Origin of the sequence: Bradyrhizobium sp. Mp19, assembly GCF_029952935.1 — a bacterium.
Taxonomy (GTDB): Bacteria; Pseudomonadota; Alphaproteobacteria; order Rhizobiales; family Xanthobacteraceae; genus Bradyrhizobium; species Bradyrhizobium elkanii.
In genome coordinates, this window is sequence record NZ_JASAUT010000046.1 from 19,185 (window position 1) to 41,918 (window position 22,734).

A 22,734-nucleotide genomic window follows, 5' to 3' on the forward strand; every position below is an offset into this window, starting at 1 on the left:
CGGCGATCATGTCCGGCCGGCCGTACACACGTAAGATAGGACTATCGACGTGTCTTGCTCCCGTCGGCCGGTTTCGCGCGCACCGAAGACCGGTTGTCATGCGAAAAGGCGGATAGATCCAGCGTGAGACTACGCAATTGCTTCGCGCTCTCCGAGTCATGACTTGCCAGCAGATTTACGAGGTCTTCCTGATCGGGCTGTCCCATCGCCAGACGATAAAGCAGGCGCTGATTTCTCAAACGCGCGAAACGTCGGACGTCGCGGCTCTGAGGCAGTGCGAATAGGTGCCGTTTGATTTCCGCGTTGGGCATTGTCCACCATGGGCTCATCCCGGTGTCGTCTCCGTAGGACCTGTCAGCCTCGCGCGCGATCACGTCCCATGGGGAAGATCCCAGTTCGCGCGCTTCGTCGAGGGCTGCCTTGCCGAGCGCCTGGGCCAACGGTCTCCGGACGGTCAGACCGCCGAATCTCTGGATCCGCCCTTCCCGTTGTTCGAGATCGACCGGGCTCGAGCAGAGATCCCAATGGCCCAGCCGATCGCACCAACTGTGAAAGTCGAGCCCCTCCTGGCCGACCGAAGTCGTCACCAAGATGTGGGGCCAGAACGGCGTATTGAACGCCGCGCGGATCTCCTCCGCGCGCGCGGCCGGAGGATCGTCGGCTCGTCGGTCCTGCCGTTGGGTCTCGCTCTCCGTCGCGCCGAAGGGCACTGCGGCGTGACAGCGAATCCGCAGCCGATCCTTTTCGCCGACGTCCTTGAATGCGAACGTTCCGACGTTCGCTGCGAGCGCGACCGCGAGGTCGTCGATCAGCTCGGATGGGGCGACTTTCGACTTGCGCAGCCAGAAATGTTCGTCGAGCGCCGCTTCCAGACATCCATCGGTGCAAGCGCGTTGGAATTTCTCGGTAGCGTTTTCGCCCGGCAGGACGGACCAGAAGACGGGGCGGTCCAGATAGAACCGGAAGCTGGACCAGCAGAACTTGACTAGACCGAGATAATGTTCGCTCCCGGATTGGAATACCGTCGGAAGGTGTCGGAGCAGGGCTCGGCCAACGACATTTCCGGGGGCGCCCAAAGCCAGATCAACCAAGGCGTCCAACTCCCCTGATGAAATCCAGGCGATCGGCTCCGCATCGTCGCGTTGGCCCAACAGCAGTTGCAACGTGGCGTCATCGGACGAGACCTTTTTCCATGCTTTGCGGACCGGCTCGTAGTCGTTGGGGCGGATTTTCGCATGCGCACGCTCGATAGCCGCCAGGACCGCCCAAGCCGGCTTTCGACGACAATTTGCTCGTGCGTTAGGCGCTTTTGGCGCGATCGCCTTGGGAAGTTCTTTGATGATTTGCAGCCGAACGGTCGCGCGAACTTGCTTGATCGTGGAGTTGACCTTTGCGCGCAAAGGGTCGGCGCAAAGGATCAAAAATGGGGAGGGGTAGAAAAGCGCGAGCGTCGGACCTTGGTTCGGTTTCGGATTCAAGTGCCGTTTCTTCCAGGCCTCGGAGTATGCCAGGTGCGCTTTGCCGCCGAAGCGCCTCTCCACCTCCAGGCTCGTGAGGGCCGCCACGCTCTGCGGCGTTGCGCGGAAGCGGCTGAAGATCAGCATCTTCGGAGAAGTTTCGGCCTTTGCCCAAGGGCCGGACGGCGTCCACCAGGCGAGAGACGGCGCGACCCATGGCAACGCGAGAGAGGCGGGTGGCGCCAAAACGTTCAACGCGCGGAGCTTCGCGCTTCCCCATCCATCTTTCGGAGCCTTGAAGCAATTGGTCACGCCTAGGCGAGGAACGCTGCGGGACGTCGGAAATTTGACGCCCTTCGAGATCTGATACCGATCGCCGAGCGACTGCGCCGGGAGCGGTACCGACAACCAGTACGCTATCGCGCTCCCTTTGAATTTGTCGCGAACGTTCGCTGCGAAATGACGGTACACGTCGAGGTCGTGCGGCTCCATCGAGCTGGGTTGCTGCAGATCGCCGACATTCATCGCGACGGGTCGTTCGGTCCGCGACATGAACGGCGTCAACATCGTTTGCAGTTGCCGCTTGATTTCACGCGCTTCGGCCATCGGCCCGGTTCTTTCGTGCGGAACCAGCCGTCCGATCGCGTGCAGAAGGTCGCCGAAGCGCCGGAATTTCTTCTGGGCAGCCGTCCGCACCGACGCTCCCGCGAGGAATTCGACGATGTCGAAGAACTCCTGGTGGGGTTGGACTCCGGCCTCCGTCTCCCAGCGCTCCGCATAAAAGCGATACGGCGTGGCGGATAGCAGCAGCAGAGGCGGAGGCGTTCCGCCGTCCGCTCCATCGAGAAGAGCGCGGGCAAGCGGGTTGTCGACTTTGGCGTCGAACAGGTCGCGGTAGCACTGAAACTCGTCGAATACGACGACATCGGGCGGCATAGAGGTCAGAGCGGCACGGGCGAGCGCCTTTCGAAGATGCCCGAGAACATTACCGGCCTTGGATTTCTTTACGGCGGCCAGAATGCCGTCACCTACGGGAAACCCGAATTCTGCCCGCAAGGCGCTGGCATAGGCGTCGATGAAGCGTCGTGAGACGTTTTCCATCCTTTCTCGCGCTTCGCTGACCGCCCATGGCCAGCTTGTCGTCGCGCCGTGCTCGAGAAAACCTCTCGGAAGGTCCTGCCGAAGGCCCGGGTAACGTTCGTCCAAGAGGCAACCGATGAAAGCCCGCTCGAGGGCCTTCCCGCCGTAGAGCCGCTGCGAGCCGGAGAACGACGTCTTCGGCGTGAAAGCGTACAACCTCAACGTCCGGGAAGGAGGCTCGAACGGCATGAGTCCGACACGGTCGACGGACGAAAGAGCGGCCTTTGCGTCCTTCTCGTCCAGAAAACGCAACAGTTCGGATTTGTTCTGATCGGCTACCTTGAGGCCGCTCGTGACATAGTAGACCGTGAACTTCCGGGCGTCGGCTGCCAATTCAGCGATCGTTTCCCGCGCCACGATGGTCTTGCCGAGACCGACCTCGTCGGCGACGAGAAAACGTCGTGTGCGATTGCCTCCGCGCAACGCCGCGATCACGGCTTCCACCGTCGCCCGCTGGAAAGGTTTGACCCTGGCCGTCATGACGCAAGCCGCTCGCGCGCCATTGCCCAGATCTTCGCTAGTTCGTGGAGGTCCGCCCGGTCGGCCTCGCTGAGGGTCTGGTCGTGGGCGAGGATCGCGTCGACGTAAGGGCCGAAATGGCGGTCGACGCGGGAAAAAGCTTCGGGATCTCTGGCCCAGGCCGACAAGATGTCTTCAAGCGTCAGGCCGTCATGGATGACCGATTTCCTGTTCCGTGACGATTTGCCCGGCTCTTCGTCCCATTGAGTTGGGTCGGAAGAACGGACGTCGCCGTTCAGCCTCGTCCGCATCCATTCATGGAACGCGCGCAGTCCCATGTGACGGGCGAGAGCCGCGATGTCACGGCCGGCTTCCAAGCCCGGCGTGACCTCGACCCGCTGCATCCAAGCGAGCTCTCCCTCCGGTCCCGCGATGCGGACCTGAATGAATTCGCTTTGCAGCGCAAGCGGGACGGATCCTAGGGCGAGTACGCTTACGCCCGCCGGCCACGCCAGCAGGTCGCCGTTGGCAAGTCCGACCGAGAGTTCGTGCGTAAGCTTGGCGAGTTGCGGGACAATCCCCGCATCCAACGTGAATTTTTCCGCATCTCTCAGTAGGCGAGGATTCCACGTAGCCATGAGTTCCCGGCGCGACTTGTCGAGAGCTTTGGCGGCATCGGTCGCCGTGGACGACATCGCGGCGATCTCATCGATAACTACAGGACTAGCGGAGTCCGCCAGGAATTGCAGACCGCGCCGAAACTCGTCGCCGGCTTTCAATTCCAGCATGATTTCCGAATTTCTTCCGAGCCATGCGCGATCCGTGGCGTTGGCGCTCCCTACTCGCACGACGCATTCCGATTCCATGTCGAAGGCGTAGATCTTCGCATGCAGGGACAACGGCGGAGGTTCCGCATCGTCACCCGCGGCGGCGTCCGGCTCGCCAGGGACCGACGGCGCCTGATCGATGGCTGCATCCGGAGCGGCATAGGCGAGAACGCGGGAGAAACCCGCCAGCGGCTTGCCTGCCTTGCCGGCTAACTCGATGAGAGCCGGCATCGAGGAGATCAACGTTCTTCGCCCTTCGGGCCCCCATTTGGACGCCATCTTCACAAAAGCCGGCGACAGAAAGGGACTGACGATGGTGATGCCGCGAACGCTGCCGGCCGGCGGTTCGACCGGAAGCCCAACGTTCTCGCCGAGACCGTCCAACAGCGAGCGGATGGAATATCCGGACGGCGCCTCCCACCAGATCTGTTCGAGCTCCACAGCCAAGGCATCGGCGTCGTCGCGACCTGCATCCGCCGCGAGTTTCGCGGCGACGGCTCCGATGCCCGGGAGGAGAGTCTTTTTCTTCCCGCGCTTCGGCCCACCTGTCAGGAGGACACCGACGTCCAGATCGCGCGAGCGCGTGAGGTTTCGACTTCCGATCCAGAGCCGCCATGACGAGGCGAGCGATGGCGCGTCGTAGGCGACGAGTGCGATCTTAGGATGCCAGCTTCTCGTCCGCTCGTCGTGAGTCTGCTCGACGATGAATTGATCGAGGATGCCTGCGATCTTTGGAAGGGCAATAGGGCGGGCGATGCGGCCCCGCTGGATGAGGATCTTGACCTTTCCGGACAGTCTATCGATTGCCTGAGCAAAATCGACGACCGTGCCGCTACCCTTCTCGTCGTTCCGACCGATCAACGCTAGGAGCATCGCGGCGACGGCCGAGACGTCGACCGAATAAGTAGCGAAGAGAGCGAGGCGCACCGAAGCCGTCGGGTCTGGACGCAATTCGTCGAGATAGGGCTGCCCTTGCCAGGCCGGGCGCTTCTCGCTCATGCGTTTCCCGTCAAATCGTTGAGAAGACGCTTGATGTTGCCCCACCGGTAATGCAGCGGTTCGGCTTTCCCATGTTTCTCCGCTTGCCATTCCAATCGCCGGTCGATCCCGAACTGATTGTCGCTCAAGCGAGTCCGGTCCTGCTTCCGAAAGCGTTATGCCCGGGCATAGGTCTCCAGCAACTGCATGGGGTCGTGATTGCCTTTTCTGACCCACTCGTGCGTCTCCGAGATCACCTTGTTGACCGGTCCGGGGAGATTGCCGACTTCGTCGTGGAAGGCGTCGAGGTTCAACGCCGCGGCCTTTTTTCCCCATGACGCGATGGTCGCCGGCAGATGATCTCGATGGATCGTCGTGGGAGACCGCTTATCGCGGACCGACTTGATGGTTTCGACCTGCGCGGCATAGATCGCCCGTCCGATCGCAGATAGAGCGGCAGCTTGTCCTGCACGCGTGAGCATAGGCGCCTCGTCGCCCGCCAAGGCGACGATCGACTTGTCCCAGCAGTACGTCGCATCCTCTATGGGTCGATCGACGAGCCGGGAGAGCAGGGAAGGCCGGGAATGATCTTCGGGCGAGCGCACAGCCTTGAGCTTGCCGGAAAGGAAGCGACGTTCCTCCTTGGGCATAGCGAGCGAAAGTTTCCCGGTCCCGCTCCAGTCGCTCGGAGGATCTGGCAATCCGCCGATCGGCCACGGGACCCCTTCGAGCGGCTTGCCGTCGTCATCGATCAATGCGCGGGTTCGCGATGCGACCAGAAGATCTGCCATCTCCGCACGGCTCCAAGGACGTCCGTCAGGTCGCAACCCGATCAGACCCCACTTGGAAAGTGCGGTCCAGTACACGTATGCCGGTGGCTGGCTGATCGGCTTAGGGTAGACATCGCCACCGATGACGCCATCCTTCTCGCCGCCCTCGCCGTCAAACTTCAGGCGTCCCGTGATGTCGTGTTCCATTTCGACATAGGCTTGCGCGAAGTCGCGAGGCACGGGTCTCTTCTGACGAAGTGTCTCGAAAATCCAAGGTATCAGCAGAGCGTATCGCATCCGCGTGTGCAGCACCGATGTCCCGGGAAAGAAATGATCGGCGTAGCGTTGGTGGATGATCAGGAAGCCGACCTCGTCGCGCACTCCGGCCGTTCCACCGAACATCGATTGCTCGGCCTGCCCCAGTGCCTTCTTTGAGAGAAACGTGAATCCAAACGACGACATCCCGCCCCCTGCCGCAGCGGTCGCTCGTCGCCGCGGGACAAATCGATTCTACTCGTGATCAGCGACAGGCGCGCCGCTTGATTTTCAATGTCGACAATTCGGTTAACCCATCAAAGAAACCCTCGGACAGTAGCTAAGGAGAATTGGATTTGTGAAGCCAAGATTAGCTTTCGCTTTCCATCGAAACTAGTTCGCCGGCGATGTCTTTCGAGTTCTTCACCCAGACGGGCACGTCGGCTAGGTCTTTGTCCTGTTGTCTGATCGCTTTCAACAGGCGCATCTCGTCGAGCAGATAGAACAGCATCGCTCGCCGCACCGGGATGACCGATAGACCGGCAGTCATCCCGTATTCCCGAGCGATCATCGAGCGTTGCGTCGGCGATAATCTGGGGTGGGGTTCGAATTCAACATCGACCGTCATGTGCCAGTCGTCGTCGAGCGTCGCGGGAACGGGGGCATGGTCGGGCAGAAGATCCGACGACAGCACACGGGAAAGGGAGAAATCGAGGAACCGCTTACGCGAGAAGTCGAATGCCCTGACGTGGTAGCGGCCGGAGGCCTTCACGACGGCGTGCGGACAGACCACGCGCTCACTGGACTCCGCGCTGGTCATCGATTGGTATTTGAGGCGGCAACTTTCGCGGAGCTCCGTAGCGGCAAGAAGTGCCCGGACATCGTCCGGTTCGATCCGGTGTTCGGGGGCGCGCAACAGCTCCAATGGACATGCTGCGTCTGGTCGTGCGTCCGGAAGTCTGGACAGCCACAGGTCGTCAAGGGAACCCGCCATGCCGAACACGGGCACGAACTTCTCGGGTCGAAGGTAGGTGCCGGCTCCCAGGACACCGGCAGCTGCGGGGCCGGGTTTCCGCTCGGCGGGCGGCGTAGTGGATAGGTTGCGATAGGTCTTTATATCTATTTTTCCTTGTACGTCGGATATGCCAAATTTTGCGGCATGATCGGCGAGTCGCAAAAACCCGAACCAATTCAACCTGTCATCGACGTGCTTGAGGCGAGCCGTCAGAGCGCTGCCGCCTCTCAAGGATTCGAGTTCGGATAGTGACTTTACAGACATTTAATATTCAGTTTTAATGTTCGGATGGTGAATAATCAATCAGATTCGGGGGAGGACGTCGAGATCGCGCTCCGCGTGCTGAGCCGGGGATTCGTCGATCTGCATCAAGGCGTCCGGGCCGGCGAGATCGTGGATCCCTATGCGCTGCCGCAGACCATGGGCGAAGGGATGCGGATGCTGTCGAGATTGTGCGTCATGGCGGCTGCGGAGGATCTCGGCGACAGCATCCACACTCTCTCCGACGTCGCCCGGCGCCTCGCGGTCGGCGAATGGGGGCTTCCGCAGCTCGCGGCTCCGTTCCGCTTCGCCGAGGCCAAGCTTCTCACCTCCGAACCGGTCGCGCCCACCGAGGAATGCCGCGCGCTGGCGAGCAAGGGTGGTGCGGATGGAATCCTTGAAGGCGTTCATCACCTGCAGCTTCGCGAAATCGTGCAGCGGGTGCGCAGCCAGAGCCGCCTCCAGATCTATTCCGTGCTGCGCGAGCGGATCGTCCGCAAGCCCGTGTACGAGCGACGCGAGCTTTCCGGATTTCTCGAGGACGAAGGCATCGTCGCCGCCGACGAGGTCATGCGCCAATGGTCCTGGGACATCCCGCTCGGCGCATTGCGGCGCGACGGCTCGTTCGCCATCTGCGCGAACTGCGGCGGTCTTCTCTATCCGCACCGCGACGCCGCTCGCTTTCCAGATGGCCGGTGCAAGATCGGACCCTGCCGGGAGGAGGTACCGTCTTCGACGGCGGGGCAAATCGTCGAAGATGCCGCGGGCTGGCGGGTCTTCAAGGACGACATCCTGGCCTACTGGGTGGGGCCTGGCCTGGCGGAGATCCGCCTGTACGACGACCTCCGCAGGGGCGGGGTGGACGTGCAGCTCTATCCCCGTGACGATGCCGCCGACGTCGGTCGGACGCACGAGCTGGGCATCGACGTGAAGAGCTACGCCTGCCCGCGGTTGCTCGGGGACACGCTGTCCGAACGGCTCGGTGGTCTGACGACCTTCGACGAACGGTACGTTGCCATTCCGGACGCGATCGTGAACCGCCGGCCGGGGTATCTGGAGGATCTCCGCTACGCCTATCGCGGGTCGACCAGCGTCGTATTCGGAAAGGTCAGCGAGATCGCCGCGAGGATTCTCGGATGAGGGTCGCTCCGGAAGGATACAAGCCGGCGTTGCGCGCCCAGTGGATGGCGTGCGTGATGCACGACATCCTGGGTCTCCGCTCGCTCGCCGGCGCGCCGGCGCTGTTCTCGGGCTATCGATCCATCGTCACGCATCCCACCCTGGCCGAGGCGCGCGTCGCGCTGCGGAACCTTCGACTTCTCGGCGTCAACATCGAGTCCGAGGCGCACCTCCAGGAGGCGGTGACGGAAGCCCGGGCCTGGGAGGAGGATCACTCGTCCGCGGACGATTACGTCGAGCCGCCGTTCGAGATCTCGACCGATCCCGGCACCGGCTTCGCGATCCGCGAGCGCGTCCGTCGCGACGACGCCCGTCGCGCCGGCATGCTCGCCTCCCTGCTAAACGTACTGCCTCACGACGTCCAGAAGACACTTCCCGCCGACCATACGCGCCGATTCCGCTTCCGTGTCGACGGGGATCGCGGGCCCGACGTGATCTGCGACACCCGCGAGATCGCTACGTTGCCGCCTCCGCCGCAGACCGCTCCGGAGATGCGCCACCGCGCGCCGATCAGCGTGACGATAGCCGAGCTCGAAGGCGTCGCCAGGGAGCTCGACGAGGAGGATGCGCGCGATCCGACGCGGGTACCGCGCAACTTCTTCACGCGTTTGAGGTCGGAGCAGGGGCAGGCCGTCTTCTCGGTGCTGTCGCCGCAAGGAGCGGGGCTCGCGCCGACGGACCGGATCGAACTCGACGATGTCAGTCACATGATCGGTCTTCCCGGAGCGGGCAAATCGACCTTGATCTTCCTGCTGGTCGTCCTTCTCGCGCGGCGGGGCCGGCGCATCACGCTGCTCGTTCCGTCAATCGAGTTCGCGCTCGCGCTCGATGCGGACCTCACCCGGTATGCCGTGCCGACGGCGCTACTCGTCGGACAATCGCCGGATGCGCGGAGAAGACATGCGACACGGTTGGCGGAGCGTATCGCGACGCTCGACAGCGCCGGCTTCGGCCAGACGGCGCCGGGTGCGGAATTGCTCGGGACTCGCTGTGCCCTCGCCGGGTTCGTATCCGTACCTCCGCCCGGGTTCGACTTCCCGCATGATCGCCCGCCTTGCAGATCGCTGCGACAGGCCGCGGTCAACAAGGACGGGAACGAAGGCAAGGAGGGCAGCAGGCTCTGTCCGCTCGCCGTCGCGTGCGGGCGCCAACGCTCGTCGCGACGGCTTGCCGACGCCGCCGCTCTCGTCCACATCGGGCACGTGATCTCGACCGAGGTCGTCGCCTCGCCGCATTTCCATGCGGAGCGGATGAGGGAGTTCGAGATGCTCGCCCGCACCAGCGATCTGGTGATCATCGACGAGGTCGACGGCGCGCAGGCCGCGCTCGATCAGAAGGGCTTCGCCGAACTCGATCTCTTCGGCTCGTCCGACTCCTACGAATCCATTATTCTCGACGACGTCTTCGATCCGGTCGCGTCGGGGCGCGGCTTCGCGGTGTCGAATTCGATCGAAAACTACACGCTGGCCTCCAACAGATTCATGCGTCTGAACCGCGGGCTGCGCGCTCATCTGCTCGAGCGGATGGTCGAGGAAGGCGGGGTCCTTTCGCGGTACAAGGACGCCTTCGTCACGGGAAACTCGATCCTCGCCGGCATGTACCTCGATCCCGAGGTAGACGAGGAGGAGCACGGTAGCGCCAGATTCGATCTGATCAGGCGGCTCTTCGAGCAGTTGGTCCGCTCCGTCCTGACGTCCGGCGTCGGCGGCGACGGCGAGGACGAGCTTTCGGATCTCGATCTCGAACGCGTCGCGCGGGATCTCGGCGTCGAGCATGCCGCGCTGGTCGCGGCGGCCACGCGCTTCCGCGACGCGCTCTTCGCGCTGCTCAATGCGCGCCTCGTCGAGAGGTTCGCCGAGTATTACGACCGGATGCAGGAGGCATTCTTCGGGATCCTCCCGCCGCGCTCGGAACTCGATCCGCAGGACGCCCGCATTCTGTTCCGCTTCCTCGTCGAGGTGACGACGGTGGTGCTGCAGTTCCTCGCGCTCGTGCCCGCGCAGTATGCGATGATCGCCGAAGGGGTGCACACCGAGCGCGTGTTCGGCCAAGGCGTTTCGCTCGACATGCGCCGCCACCTGCCGGAATCTCTGATCGGACGGCTATCGGGTATCCGCTTCTCGTACGAAACCGACGAGCGCGGCAAGCGCAAGCTCGCGTTGCAGTACCTGTCCTTTGCGGGCGTGCCCCGGTTGCTGCTGTACCACCTGTCGAAAATGCTGACGGAGGACGGTATCGAAGGGCCGGCCGTGTTGCTTGCGTCGGCGACCAGCTACCTGCAGCCTAGTCCGAGCTATCACGTCTCCGTCCGCCCGAACTACGTTCTGCGCCGGGAGGGCGAGCGCGAGGCTTGGCGCGACAGCGTGTACGCCTTCAGGCCCGTGCGCGACCCGGACCGCCCGGGCGAGTTCGTGAAGGTCAGCGGCGCCGGCACCGAGCGCGATCGCAATCACGCCCTTCAGCTCCTCACCGATCATTGGTTCGGCGGGGCGGACCCGTACGTCCGGCAGTTGCGCGAAGACCAGTTCGATCCGGGCCGCCGGACCGGCATCGTGGTGAACTCCTACGAGCAAGTGCGTCTCATGAAAGCGCACCTGAAGCGGACTTCGTCGTCGGCCCACCGCGTCATCGGCGTGACGTCGGACATCGCCAAGATCCCGCTGCAGGAGCGCGCGGAATGGGTCTCGGCCAGCCAGGTCGAGATGCTCGGCACGCGCGACGACTGGGACGCCATCGTCTTTCCGATGAAGGCCATCGGCCGCGGCGTGAACATCGTGTTCCCGGACGGCGAGCGCGTGCGCGACGCGGTCCTGGGTTCGGTCGCCTTCTTCGTCAGGCCCCATCCGACCGCCGACAGCCTCGCGTTCACCGGCGGCCTGGCGGGTCAGTTGGCCTTGCAATTCGACCAGAGGAGCATTCCACCCGGTGCAGACATCCCGCGGCTGGCCCGGGAGTGGCGGGGCGCCCGCGACGACGCGCTCGAGTCGCTGCGGCGGCTGCTGCGCCGGCCGCAACAGATGAGCCGGCTCGGGCCGATGATCCGCCCCTTCGTCGCCGACGGCATGGTCGATCTGCTGCAGACCATCGGTCGCGCGATGCGCAACGGCTGCAAGGCGCGCGTGTTCTTCGTGGATGCGTCGTTCGCGATGAACTCGACGCAGAATCGTCGGGATAGCCAACGCTCGAGCATGATCGTGGCGATGCGCGACGTACTCCAGGAGCTTCTCTCGTCCGCCGACCCGGTCGAACGCGAGATCTACCGGCTTCTTTACGAGCCTTTTCTGCATCCCTTGCGGAATTGCGCCAACGTGATCTTTCCGGAAATGAATCCCGAATGACCGACGCGGAGAGCCTTTTCGTCCGATCGTACGGGGATCAGTCCATCCTCGAGAGCGCGTTCGTCTGGCGCGGTCTGCCCCCTTCGACGTCTTCGCCGGTGCCGCCGCTGCGTTTCGGCTGGACTTCGACCACGAGAGATCTTCTCAGACGCATCGCGCGCAAGGCCGCCGACACGAACAAGGCCGAGGGTAAGGAACTCCCCTATTCCGACCTGAGGGCAGCGCTGCAGGCGCGGATCGGCGGCCTGGTCCTGCTCGACAGCAGATTTTCGCGGACCGACGATGCTCCGCTGTTCGCCGCCAGCGGCGAGGCGGCCGACATCGAAGCCGCGGCACACCGTTCCGTGGCGGCATGGGTTCAACTCACGCTTCGTCCCTGGGCGGAAAATCTCGGAACGGATTGCGGCGACATCGACGCGCTCGAAGATAAGGGCCGACGGCGCGAGCTTTTCGCCAAACTCCCGTCGCCTCCGGTGCCGGAGCCGGCCAACGTGCCGGACGCGTTGCGATCCGACTTCCGGCAGTACGCCGACATCCTGCTCGCGATGGTGGCCTCGAGCCTGGAAGGCGTCGAACTCTTCGACGGACTGGGCGCCGTCCATCGGGTTCTCGACCGCGAGTACGGAAACTCGATCGCTTTCGAGACCTGGCCGTCGGCCTTGCCGGGCGGCGACGACCTGTTCTCGATGGTGGCCATCGTCAGCGTCGAGACTCGCCCGTCGTCGCGTCTGCCGTTTCTGGTCGTGAAGGCGGCCAAGCGTATCTGGTGTCGCGAGTTCCCGCCGGCGAACCGGCTGTACGGGCGGCGCCGGATTTCCGTCCGCGTGCTGTCGCGAAATTCGCCGGCCCGCGCGGTGACGTTATCGGCCAGATTGGAGCAGGGGCTGCCGAAGACGCAGATCAATGCGATCGTCTACGAGGCCGGTCGCGAAACCGGGGAATCTTTCGTCGAGGACCTGACGTCGTTGGTCGCCTCGCGCGGGCGCGCCCCCGATCTCTTCGTAGGAGTGCCGTTCCGGTACGGTTATAGGCCGGAGCCGAAGGTCGCTCCGGGCGTGACGCTGCAGGATCAGGTCGATCTCTTCCGGAAGGTTCAGGACCTGATCGGCGGCTTCGGTTTTCAGGAGCCCCGGCTCATGGAAGTCGACGCGAAGATCAAGCGGCCCAAGGAATCCCATGACCAGGCGACCCTGCACAACCTAATCAACCATCATTTCGGGCGGGTGGAAGAGCAGGATGTGCCGGCGCGGGTCGAGGAGCTGTTCGGCGCGCCCGAAAAGAAGAGGCGAGGCCGCGAAGCTCCCGCCAAGACCGTACCTCTCGAACCGTTGGTGCAGGCCAACCGGGAGCGGCTCGACAAGGCCTTCGGCGAGGGCGTCCCGATCGATCTGATGTTCGTTTGCCGGCGCGAGGAGGAGGGGCGTCTGTTCGCTTCCGTCGTCTCGTTGATCTTCGGAGATCGGGTGAACGTAGTCCGCCACGCGACGCCCGACGGCGTGCACGGCACCCGCCAGCAATTGGACGGCGACGCAAGGAATAGCAGGCTCAAGAGGGCCGCCGCCCGCAGGGAAGCTTGGCTGCCGCTCGCCGAGCGGATCCGGACCGGCTTTCCCGGGGCGCCCATCATCGTCCAGGCCGCGCTCAAATACGACGGCAAGGACGAAGACGAAGTCAACAAGAGCGTCGGCCGGAACACGCTGGCTACGGTCGCCGGCAGCAACGTCCAGTATCTCCTCCCGCCGACGGCTGGCCATGCCGCCGAATACATGCATCGCATCCAGGCGGCCCTCTACGACCTGCTATTCGGTCATGCGGGGCTCGGACCGGTGCCGGCGCCCATCGTCGAAGCCGCGTTCGTCGATGCTCCGCGGCCCCGTGTCATCGTCGGTATCTCGATCGTGTCGCAGGCCAGCTCCCGCACCGGCCGTCCCGAGGGAGCGACGATCGCGGTCGCGATGAAGACCGATGTTGCCACGGGCCGCATATCCGGGAGGCTCGGATTTCTGCGCAACGGCGCGATGGATACCGGTAAGTTCGAAGCTCTCTCGAAGACGCTGATCGCGGTCGCCTCGGCCGGAATCACCTCGCTCGGAGAGAAGCAGCCCGAGAAACGCGAAAACTTCCTGTCCTTCGTGCGACGCGTGGTGGACGAGGTCGCGGCCGAAGATGCCAACGCGTTGGTGCTGGTGGATTCGACCTCAGCCCGGTCGCTGTGGTCCTGGCTCTCCGACGAGAACATCTCTTCGGACATATATCTTGAGGACGTCGCGGCCGCGCCTCCGTCGTCGTGGAAGAAGCTTCGCTTCGTCCGCGTCAGAGAAGGGTCCGCCGGGCGGCTTTCCGTCCTGACCGAGAGGAAGTGGACGCCCGTCACGCGCCAGGGTCTGCCGGTCGCCGCCGACCCTGTCGAGGAAGTCTACGCCACCGCCGCGGAGCGCCTCATCGAAAGTTTGCCCGAAGGGAACGCGCGGGCACGCCACTATTTGACCGCGCATGGCTTCGACGTCCGCAATCGCGGAGCTCGCGGACAGTCCGTCTATCGCGGCAAATCCGGTTTCCAGAAGTTCGGATCCTCGACGCCTGCGGATTCGCCCGTCGGGAAGAAAATTCTGATGCGGCCAGCGCAGGTCAAGCCGTGGGACGTACCATCGAGAATTCCCGTCACGCTCGAAGTGACGGTATTGCCGTCGCAGACCGGCGACGAAGACGCCATCGCGGCCTTGGTCGCCGGTCTCCGCAACGGCTACGCCCACACAGGGGACGGCACCTTCCTGCCGGCTCCGCTTTCGTTCAAGTCGAAGATCATCGACTACATGGATCGATACGGCACCGGCGCCGTCGAGGACGAGCCGGATCCCGACCCGATCGATGATGGCGACGATCGCCGGGACGATGACGACGACGCGGTCGCGCGGGCTGATGTGATCGGCTACGCCGAAACGCGTCGTTGGTTCGAAGGCACGGTCGACGTCGACGAGGACGAGATTCCGGATTTCGACGAGCCGCCGGCGGAAGATGCTGCGCCATCGCCGCCTGCGCGATCGCAGAGCCCGCCAGCGATCCTGCGCCTTCCGGAAGCCCCACCGTCCGCGTTCGCGCCTGTCGCGGACACGTCAATCAAGGTCCCAGTCATGCTCGAAGCGCTCAAGACGGACACAATGGCGGACAGCCCGAAGTCGGAGCAGTCCCCGATGGAATTGGAGGATCTGGTCACGCTCCTGCGGAGCAGGTCGGCGCCGCTCCCGCCTTTCGTGACCGAACAGTTCCTCGCGAACGCTATCAACATCGTACCTCGCGATACGCGCCTCATGCATGAGGACCGCGAGTGGATACGGAAGGCGACCGGCTATCCGTGGCCGGAGGAACGTCCCGGCGCCGACGACATGCCTCATCTCTACGAGGAAGCCCTGCGATATCCTGCATTCGCGATCGTCTTCCAGCACCAGTTCTTCCCCGACGACAACAACCGGGGCGGTCGTGGCCTGCCGAAGAACCTGATCATCGTGAAGAACGCCGACGCGTGGAAACGTTTGCGTATGAAGGGGCCGATACCGAAGGGAGTAAATGGAGCTCCCTTTCTGCGGATCCTGCATAGCGTCCAGAAGGGGAGCGACAAGGAATCCCATCTAGCCGAGGCTCTCGGTCTGCCGGGGCACGCCGCTTGGGGCGCGCGGTGCGCCACGGCGACCGATGGTCTGGAGAAGCTTGACGCCGAAGGCGAGGAATGGGCCGACCTGGCCAAATATCTGCGGGCGGTGCTCGGTCCTTTCCGGCAATTCGGGCCCGACAGGACCATCGGCGAGATCATGGAAGAAGTCGTGATCCCCCTGGCGATGAAGCAGGTACAGTTCGAAGCGGCTCCAATCAGAGAGTTGCCCGAACCGGTAGGCCCAGTGGGCGAGCCCGACGCCGAAGTACCCGCCGCGCATGACGTCGAGGATTCCCGCGAGCCGGTCGACGATCTTTCGGTGATAGAAGAAGCTTGGCGTTCGGAATGCGACAAGCTGGCGGTCTTGACTGGCACGGCGTCTTCCGTTGGACCGCAGGGTGCCGGCGACAGCATCGACGCCATCAAGGCGAGCTTATCCGTCTTGGAAGACTTGAGTAGCCGGGCGGCGCGTCTGGTGCCCGCGAAAGTATCGACCGCCGAGCTGCACCTTAACCTCCAACGTCTGACGGCGAAGGCGGCCGATTCCCTGAACTCGTTACTTGGCGAGTCGTTGACCGCTCCCCATCTTCTTTCGCGCCTCTTCCATTTGCCGAAGGAGGCGAGCGAGTCCGAATTAGCTGCGGCTGACGCCCTCCGCGCGCAGGCCGATGCAGCAATGGCCGAAGCCGACGCAGGGGCGGCGGAGATCAGCCGCCTCGAAGCGACGCTTCCCCTGAAAACCGCTCGGGCCCAGGCGGTCGCCATTGATGAGGACAGAGAACGGGCGTTGCAGTGCGTTCTCGAGTACGTCGGCGCGGCCATCGATGTCTTCCCGAACGAGACCGATGCCGAGGCCTCGAAACCGGCGACTTCGGACGAAGAACCTACCGAGATCGCTCCTGTTTCCGACGAACTGTCTATCGCTCCGGCCCCCACCCCAGTCCCGCACCAGCCTGCAGAGGTCGCGACCACCGATGCGCCGAACCTCGGTGACGCGGGCATGCTAGATGTGAACGTCGTCGACGAGCCGCCGGTAGCATCGCCGGCCCAGACGGTTGCGATCGATGTAACCGAGGAAGTCGCGGAAGATCCACTGTTGAGAGAGATAATGGCGCACTTGGACGCGCTCTTCGCCGCTGGCGAATTCGGCTTGGCTTACCACCTTCGGCGCTGCGCGAGATCGGTCCTGCCCCCATCTCCGGACATCTATGCGGAAGAGGAACTCAGACTTGCCGCCGCCGACGGGCGGGCGATGGGGTTGTCGGGTCAGGACGTCCAATTCCTGACGTCGTCCAGGAGCGAAGCACTGGCCGTCGCGCAGTCGCTCGCGGATCGGGAGGACGATCGGTCGATAGCCAGGTTGACGATGCTGCTCGCCACCGCCATTCCGGCGGCACTGTTCCGACCGGACGACGGCGCCGCGGTGCCGCTCGTCGAAACGATCACGTCCTTGAAGGCCTTCGAGCACCTGCGCAGCGCCTACACGATCGTCGAGGAGAACCGTCGCTTCAATTTCCCGCTGACTGCAGCCAATCTGATGGCGATCGAGGCCCACTCGCGCGAGAACTCGTTCGTGAGCGACGCCGTGGCATCGATCAAGGACACGGTGATCGGACTTCGATCGGCCAAATTCCGGTTTCAGTACGGCGAGCGGATCAAAGCCGCACTTCTGCGGCCTGAGGGCCTGTTGGGCCGACTCCTTTCGAATCTGACGGAAACGAGCCATGACATCGCTCGCGAGGTTTCGGAACGGCTTCACCGCCGGGAAGACATCATCCTCCTCCTCGACGCCGCCGGCTCGGAAGGCGCGAGCCAGGAGGTCGACCTTCAGGCACGGGAGCGCATTTTTGCCGCCCTTTCGCGGGTCGGTCAGCAGTGCGCCGATCTGGTAAGAGCGCTCGAAGGCTTGGCTACGCTGCGCAAATCCGCGCAGCGGCTCGAAACGGTCAAACGGCTGCGCGATACGGCGCTGGCAGAGATCGATGCCTTGCTGGCGCGGCCCGCACCGGAGGGGTCGCGTCTGACGGCGGCGGCGAGCGGACATGCGGCGGCCATACTGCGCACCGTGCGGGACACCCTGAAGGGGCTGTCCTCATCCGATCGGAACGTGCCCCCGCTCGCCGTCGGATTGCACACGCCTCTGCTTTGGCTCCCCAACATGACCTGGACCGGCGGGTGGATGCCTTCCCCGTACACCGAGGAGCGCGTGCTCCAGGAGATCATGAATGCGCGGATTCCGCTGAAAGGTACCGACCTCGGCGCCGCTATCGCGCAAGCGTTCGAAGCCCGCCGCGCGGAATCCGCTTTCGTGCCGGCCTACATGCTGGTGAACATCGCGCATTGGTTCGGCGTGAGCGAAGCGGCCGCCGAATCGCTGCGCGCCAAGCTGGACGCCGACCGCGAGACCAAGAAGAACCAGGTCAAGTCGCGGCTGGCGGCGGCCGAACGCCTGATCGAGCGCATGCGTCGCATGGCGGTGGGATCGCTCGATCAGTCGGCCCGATTGAAGGAGACGCTTTCGACCATCAATCCGAACAATCTGCCCGCCGAGCTGTCGCCGTCCTTCTTGCCGGAAACGCTGGCCGGGGATCGCGTCGAGGACTTCAATTCGGCGTTCGCCAGGATCAAGGAGGTCGAGAACGAAGCGCAGCGGGAGTTCGACAAGACGGCCGCCGAATTCACCGGCAGGATCGCGTCACTCGGCGAAGAGAAGAAGTTGGATCCGGAGACCGCCGTCGAGCTCCGCAATCTGCTTCAGCGGCGGGAATTCACCACGCTGGCGGACTGGCTCAACATGTTGCGCACGGGCGCTCCCCGCCGCCAGCATCTTCCGAGCGGAACCCTCAACGTGCGCTTGGCCGAGTTCAAGGAGCTGCTGCCGCTGCAGGAGTTCTCGGCCGTCGACGTGCTGAAGGCGGCGCGTGCGATGGATGAAGGCCGCTCGTACGGCACCTTGGACTACAGCCATCTCGAACCCGAACAGAGACAACAGGCGGCGAACATCGCGAGAAGCCTGTTGCCCGCCTTGAAGCGCCATATGAAATCGGCCTCGGGCTCGCAGGTGAAGGATACGCTCCAGACCGTCGTGTCGCAGTTGCTGTTCGAAGTGACGAAGCTGGATCCCGACGAGGTTCTCACCAAGGTGAAGCAGCAGGTCTACGTGTTCGACGCGAAGGTCTCGCTGCCGTCGGTGGATTCCAAATCCCTTCTGCTGCCGGAGTTCGGCAGCCTTACGCAGGGCTCCTGGCGCATCTGCGTGGCCACATCGACGACGCCGCAACCGGCTCTGCTGGAATTGGCGGAAGGCGCTGCGCCCCGCGGCGTTCTCCTGGTCTATCTCGGCGTGCTCAATCCGGAGCGGCGCAAGAACCTGCGGCTGGAACTGTTCAAGCGCAGGAAATCGATGCTGGTCGTGGACGAGGCTCTCGTCACGGTCGCGCTCGCGGACATCTCGGACCATCGCAGGGCCGTCATGGAGATCGCACAAGGATACTCCGGCGCCGATCCCTACCGCGACTACAATCGCTCGGCCGTTCCTCCCGAAATGTTCAAGGGCCGCTCCTGGGAGAGAAGCGCCATCGAGCATTCCTTCGGTTCCCACATCGTCTTCGGCGGCCGGCGCCTCGGCAAGACCGCGCTGCTCCGGCAGATCCATGCGACCCCGCCGGCGAACGCCATCTTCGCCTACGTCGACGTGGACTCCGTCGTCGACGCGTCGAACGCGTTCGAACAGATGTCGCGCCGCATCCCGATCTTCACGTCACCCGTCAGGAACGAGGACGAGTTCACCGCCACGATCGCCAAATGGCTTGATGAGGACGAACGGCGCCGGTTGTTGCTTTTGATCGACGAGGCGGACAACTTCGTACTCTACGAAAGCCGACACAATTTCCGCTGCATCCGGACGCTGCTTCGCCTGATGGCGGACACCGGCAATCGGTTCAAGTTCGTCCTGGCCGGTCTTCACAACGTGTCGCGCATCGCGCGCACCGAGAATTCGCCGCTGGTCCACATCTCCAACAATCCGCTGGAGATCGGTCCCCTGCTGGGCAAGGACGTCGACGACGCGGAATTCCTGATCCGAGGCCCGCTCGCCGCCATGGGCTTCGAATTCGAGAATAGGGAAGACGCCTGGCGCATCCTGAGTTTCACGAACTACTATCCGGTTCTCATTCAGGTGTTCTGCGAGGAATTGCTCAAGATCATCCACGAGCGCGTGCAGCAGACGAACCGGCTGCCGGACCTGATTTCGACGACGTTGGTGGAGCAGGCGCTCGAGTCGGCGGACGTCCGGGGCAAGCTGTTCCTGACTTTCGAGAAGACGATCAATTCGATCGAAGGTCGCTACGAGCTCCTCACGTACATCCTAGCTGCCCGCGAACTGGTGGACCACGGCTCCGGCATGTCCGCCGAAGGCATGACGCCGGCCGAGGTGGCCGAGCGGGCGATCGAATACTGGCCCGCAGCCTTTCCTCGGGGTAGCGATCCGATCGAGATCGAGTATCTGCTCGAGGAGATGGAAGGCTTCGGAATCGCCCGGCGCACCTATTCGGGCGGGTTCGCGTTACGGTCACGCAGCCTTCTGGAGTTGATGGCGTACGACGAAGCCGATCTGACGAGCAAGCTCGAGCAATACCACAAACGGCGCCCGGATCGGATCTTCGATCCCAAGAACAACCGCAGGCTGCTCGCAAAGCCGCTTCCGACGGTCGACAGCAACGGCCACCTTTCGCCGTTGACGAACGGTCAGGAGGCCGACCTCCTCGCGCCGTTCGCACCTGCCGCAGCGGTAAAAGCAGACGGATCTCCGATGTCCTCCCGCGCCCACGGCATCGGCGTCGTGTTCGGCACGGAGTGGGCCGGCGTCCGGTTCGTCGAGGCGGCTCTGATGGACGCCGAACGGACGAAGGACGGACTGGTCGAAGTCGAGCCCCGGACCTACGAGGCGAAGAAGGACCTCTTCGACGATGTGAAGCGGCCGTCGCGATCGGGCCGGCCACGCGTGCTCGTGGTATCCTCGAAGACGCCGTGGCGTCCGGACTGGATCCTCGAAGCCGAGCGGCTCGGTCGCGTGAGGAAGGGAGAGGTGAGGATCGTCTTCGTCGGTGATCCGCTTCACGCCTCCGCGTGGTCCGAGGACACGGCCGTGCTGAAGCGCATCAGGCCCCTGGTCAAGTTGGTCCGGCTCCGCCCGGTGACGCGCTCGTACCTCGGATCCCGCCTCGAGTCGCTTCAGCTTTCCGGAGACCTGATGGATCGCATCATCGAGGCGACCGGCGGTTGGTCGGAGACGGTCGGACCTCTCATGGGCCGGATCGCCGAGCGGCCGAGCCAGGCTTCGACCCTGATCGAGGCAGACAAGAACGCTCTGCTCGCGGCGCCCGGTCTGTACGACCGATTGGGCATCCAGCCCGATCTCGCGGCCTTCTTCCGTGAACTCGCTCAGTATGCGCATGGCTCCGTCATCACGTATCGGGATTTCCAGCACCTCTGCACGACGGACGGCAGGAAGATCGTCCCGAGCGTCCTGGCGGTGTACAGCGACGTCTTGGGGATTATCTCGTTCTCGCCGGACCAGTCCGGCAATCGCAGTCTGCACAAGGTCGACCTGAACCCGCTGGTTCTCGCCGCATTGCTGAAGGCGGAGTGACGGATGGATCGCGAAGCTTTGTGGTGGGCCCAAGCCGGACCGTCGAGCGTTCTCGGCAAGATCGCGCTCGCAGTTTCCCGAAAGGAGAGGGTCGTCTGCATCTCGACGCCGACTCCGCGGATGTCCGGGTTGACGGCGGCGATCGAACGCAGGCTCCGTACCGAACTGTCGCTCGACAGCGTATCGATCGACCTGACGGCGGAGGATCAGTCGCAACCCATCGCCCACATGCTGGCGGGTTTCCTCGACGTGTCGGCGGTCGAGATCGGCACGGTAGCCGAGTTCGCCGTCCATCCGAGCCTTGTCGACCGGGTAATGATCGTCGACGGACTGGACCGAACGCAACTGCGTCGCTGGAGCCTATTTCTGCGCCAGCTCATGGCCGAGCCGCCGGAGGAGACCGTCGTCGGACCGGTTCTGCTCGTTCTGCTCCCGACCGGGCTCGATCGGGACGACCGATCGACGCTCTGCGGACCCGTGCCCCTCGTTTCGACCCAAGGGATGTGCGATCGGTACGACAGCGCAAGCTATGCCGCCGCGATCGGCGCCCGTCCTGCGCAGGGGCTGACCTCGCGCGTTGGACACGCCGCCGCGATCGAAGTAGCGGCGTGGTCGCGAGAACTGCTGGAGGAGACGGTCGGCTGGGACGCCGCCGACCAGATCGCGCCATTCCCTTTGCTCGATCGTCTGGTTGCGAGAAGACAGTATCCGTTTCCGTGCTGGGAAAATGGCTTGGTCGACTACTGGGACGACGAACCGGCCGCGCACGCCGTGGCCGCGCTCCAGCACGGACATGTCGATCACGTCCGGCGGAGAGTTTGGAGTGCACAGGCAAGCGTCCTGCTGCCGTTCACCCATCGCGTCTTGAGGTCGCTGATCTCGCGATACCAACACGTGCTCGCCAGAAAGGTATCTCCCGCCAAGCCCTACGTCCGGAAGATCCACGATCACGTGAAGACGATCGATGATTTTTGGAAACTCGAGTTCTACGACCTCAAGGAGTTCACCAAGGACCTGCTCAGCCCCAACGAGGCCAATCTGCTGGGTCAGGCCGGCTGGATACGCAACAAAGTCGCGCACTTCGATCTGATCGAACCGGAAGTCGTGTCGCGGTTTTCCGATTACTACGAAGCGACGATCGGTGACGTCGACTTCGACATTCCGGGTTGGAACTGGCCGCGCTGCGGGCAAAGCATGACGCTTACGGTCGGTCCCTCCGGAGCGGGTAAATCGACGTGGTCGGCAGCACAGGGCGTAGACGTGGTCTCCTCCGACGAAATCAGGAAAGAACGCAGTCCTGACGGGGAGGTGCGCGGCGCGCAGTCCGAGATCTTCCACGAAGTGCGCATGAGGAGCGCCAAGACCCTTGGAGACGGACGATCGGTCATCGTCGACGCGATGCACATCGAAGCGGACGATAGGCTTCGGCAGTTGGCGATAGCCCCAGCCGACGTGCAGAAACGATACGCGCTCATCGATCGGCCGCTTGCCGACAAACAGCGGGACGGCGGCTGGAGAGGACAGAAGGGTCTCGTCGACAAGTATCATCGCCTGTTCGCCGACCAGGCGGACGCCGCGCTGGCTGCGGACGGCAGAGACGACGTCGAGGTGATCGACCTTCGCATCAGAGAGGGCAAACAAGCAGCCGAGTGATCCGGCGGCACCTTCACCGGCATTAGGGGGCACGCAAGCGTCGGTCCGCCAAGTCCACAAGGCTTCTGCGATAGGGCATCGCCGAGGTCCTGCTGGATTGCCG

9 protein-coding genes are annotated in these 22,734 nt (G+C 63.8%); 4 read left to right on the forward strand and 5 right to left on the reverse strand.

Annotated elements, in window-relative coordinates:
- Positions 1-41 precede the first annotated feature (41 nt).
- The 5 genes from QJT82_RS34240 to QJT82_RS34260 form a co-directional block, all read right to left on the reverse strand.
- Entirely contained in the window at positions 42-3,077 is a 3,036-nt protein-coding gene (locus QJT82_RS34240) for a DEAD/DEAH box helicase (protein WP_264641929.1), read from the reverse strand.
- The gene (locus QJT82_RS34245) at positions 3,074-4,882 is read right to left on the reverse strand and encodes a phospholipase D family protein (RefSeq protein ID WP_016846606.1); all 1,809 of its coding nucleotides are present in this window, start codon (positions 4,880-4,882) and stop codon (positions 3,074-3,076) included. Before QJT82_RS34245 ends, QJT82_RS34240 begins: the two co-directional genes overlap by 4 nt.
- Positions 4,879-5,010, reverse strand: a complete 132-nt coding sequence (locus QJT82_RS34250; RefSeq protein ID WP_259240113.1) for a hypothetical protein — start codon at positions 5,008-5,010, stop codon at positions 4,879-4,881. Before QJT82_RS34250 ends, QJT82_RS34245 begins: the two co-directional genes overlap by 4 nt.
- A 27-nt stretch (positions 5,011-5,037) precedes the next feature.
- The gene (locus tag QJT82_RS34255) at positions 5,038-6,093 is read right to left on the reverse strand and encodes a DUF6361 family protein (RefSeq protein WP_016846605.1); all 1,056 of its coding nucleotides are present in this window, start codon (positions 6,091-6,093) and stop codon (positions 5,038-5,040) included.
- A gap of 163 nt (positions 6,094-6,256) precedes the next feature.
- Positions 6,257-7,165 carry a WYL domain-containing protein gene (locus QJT82_RS34260; protein ID WP_016846604.1) on the reverse strand — a complete coding sequence of 303 codons (909 nt, stop codon included), beginning with the start codon at positions 7,163-7,165 and terminating at the stop codon, positions 6,257-6,259.
- 24 nt (positions 7,166-7,189) lie between these two features.
- Here QJT82_RS34260 and QJT82_RS34265 point away from each other — a divergent pair, with 24 nt between their 5' ends.
- From QJT82_RS34265 to QJT82_RS34280, 4 genes are read left to right on the forward strand one after another with little or no spacing between them, the layout of a single operon-like run.
- Positions 7,190-8,302 (forward strand): hypothetical protein, encoded by a 1,113-nt coding sequence (locus QJT82_RS34265; protein ID WP_016846603.1) that lies wholly within the window; start codon positions 7,190-7,192, stop codon positions 8,300-8,302.
- 56 nt (positions 8,303-8,358) lie between these two features.
- Positions 8,359-11,679, forward strand: a complete 3,321-nt coding sequence (locus QJT82_RS34270; protein ID WP_125459142.1) for a hypothetical protein — start codon at positions 8,359-8,361, stop codon at positions 11,677-11,679.
- Complete coding sequence (locus QJT82_RS34275) at positions 11,676-20,978, forward strand: RNaseH domain-containing protein (protein WP_038387561.1); 9,303 nt, start codon at positions 11,676-11,678, stop codon at positions 20,976-20,978. The genes QJT82_RS34270 and QJT82_RS34275 overlap by 4 nt, the downstream gene beginning before the upstream one ends.
- A 3-nt stretch (positions 20,979-20,981) precedes the next feature.
- The gene (locus QJT82_RS34280) at positions 20,982-22,631 is read left to right on the forward strand and encodes an AAA family ATPase (RefSeq protein ID WP_016846600.1); all 1,650 of its coding nucleotides are present in this window, start codon (positions 20,982-20,984) and stop codon (positions 22,629-22,631) included.
- Positions 22,632-22,734 lie beyond the last annotated feature (103 nt).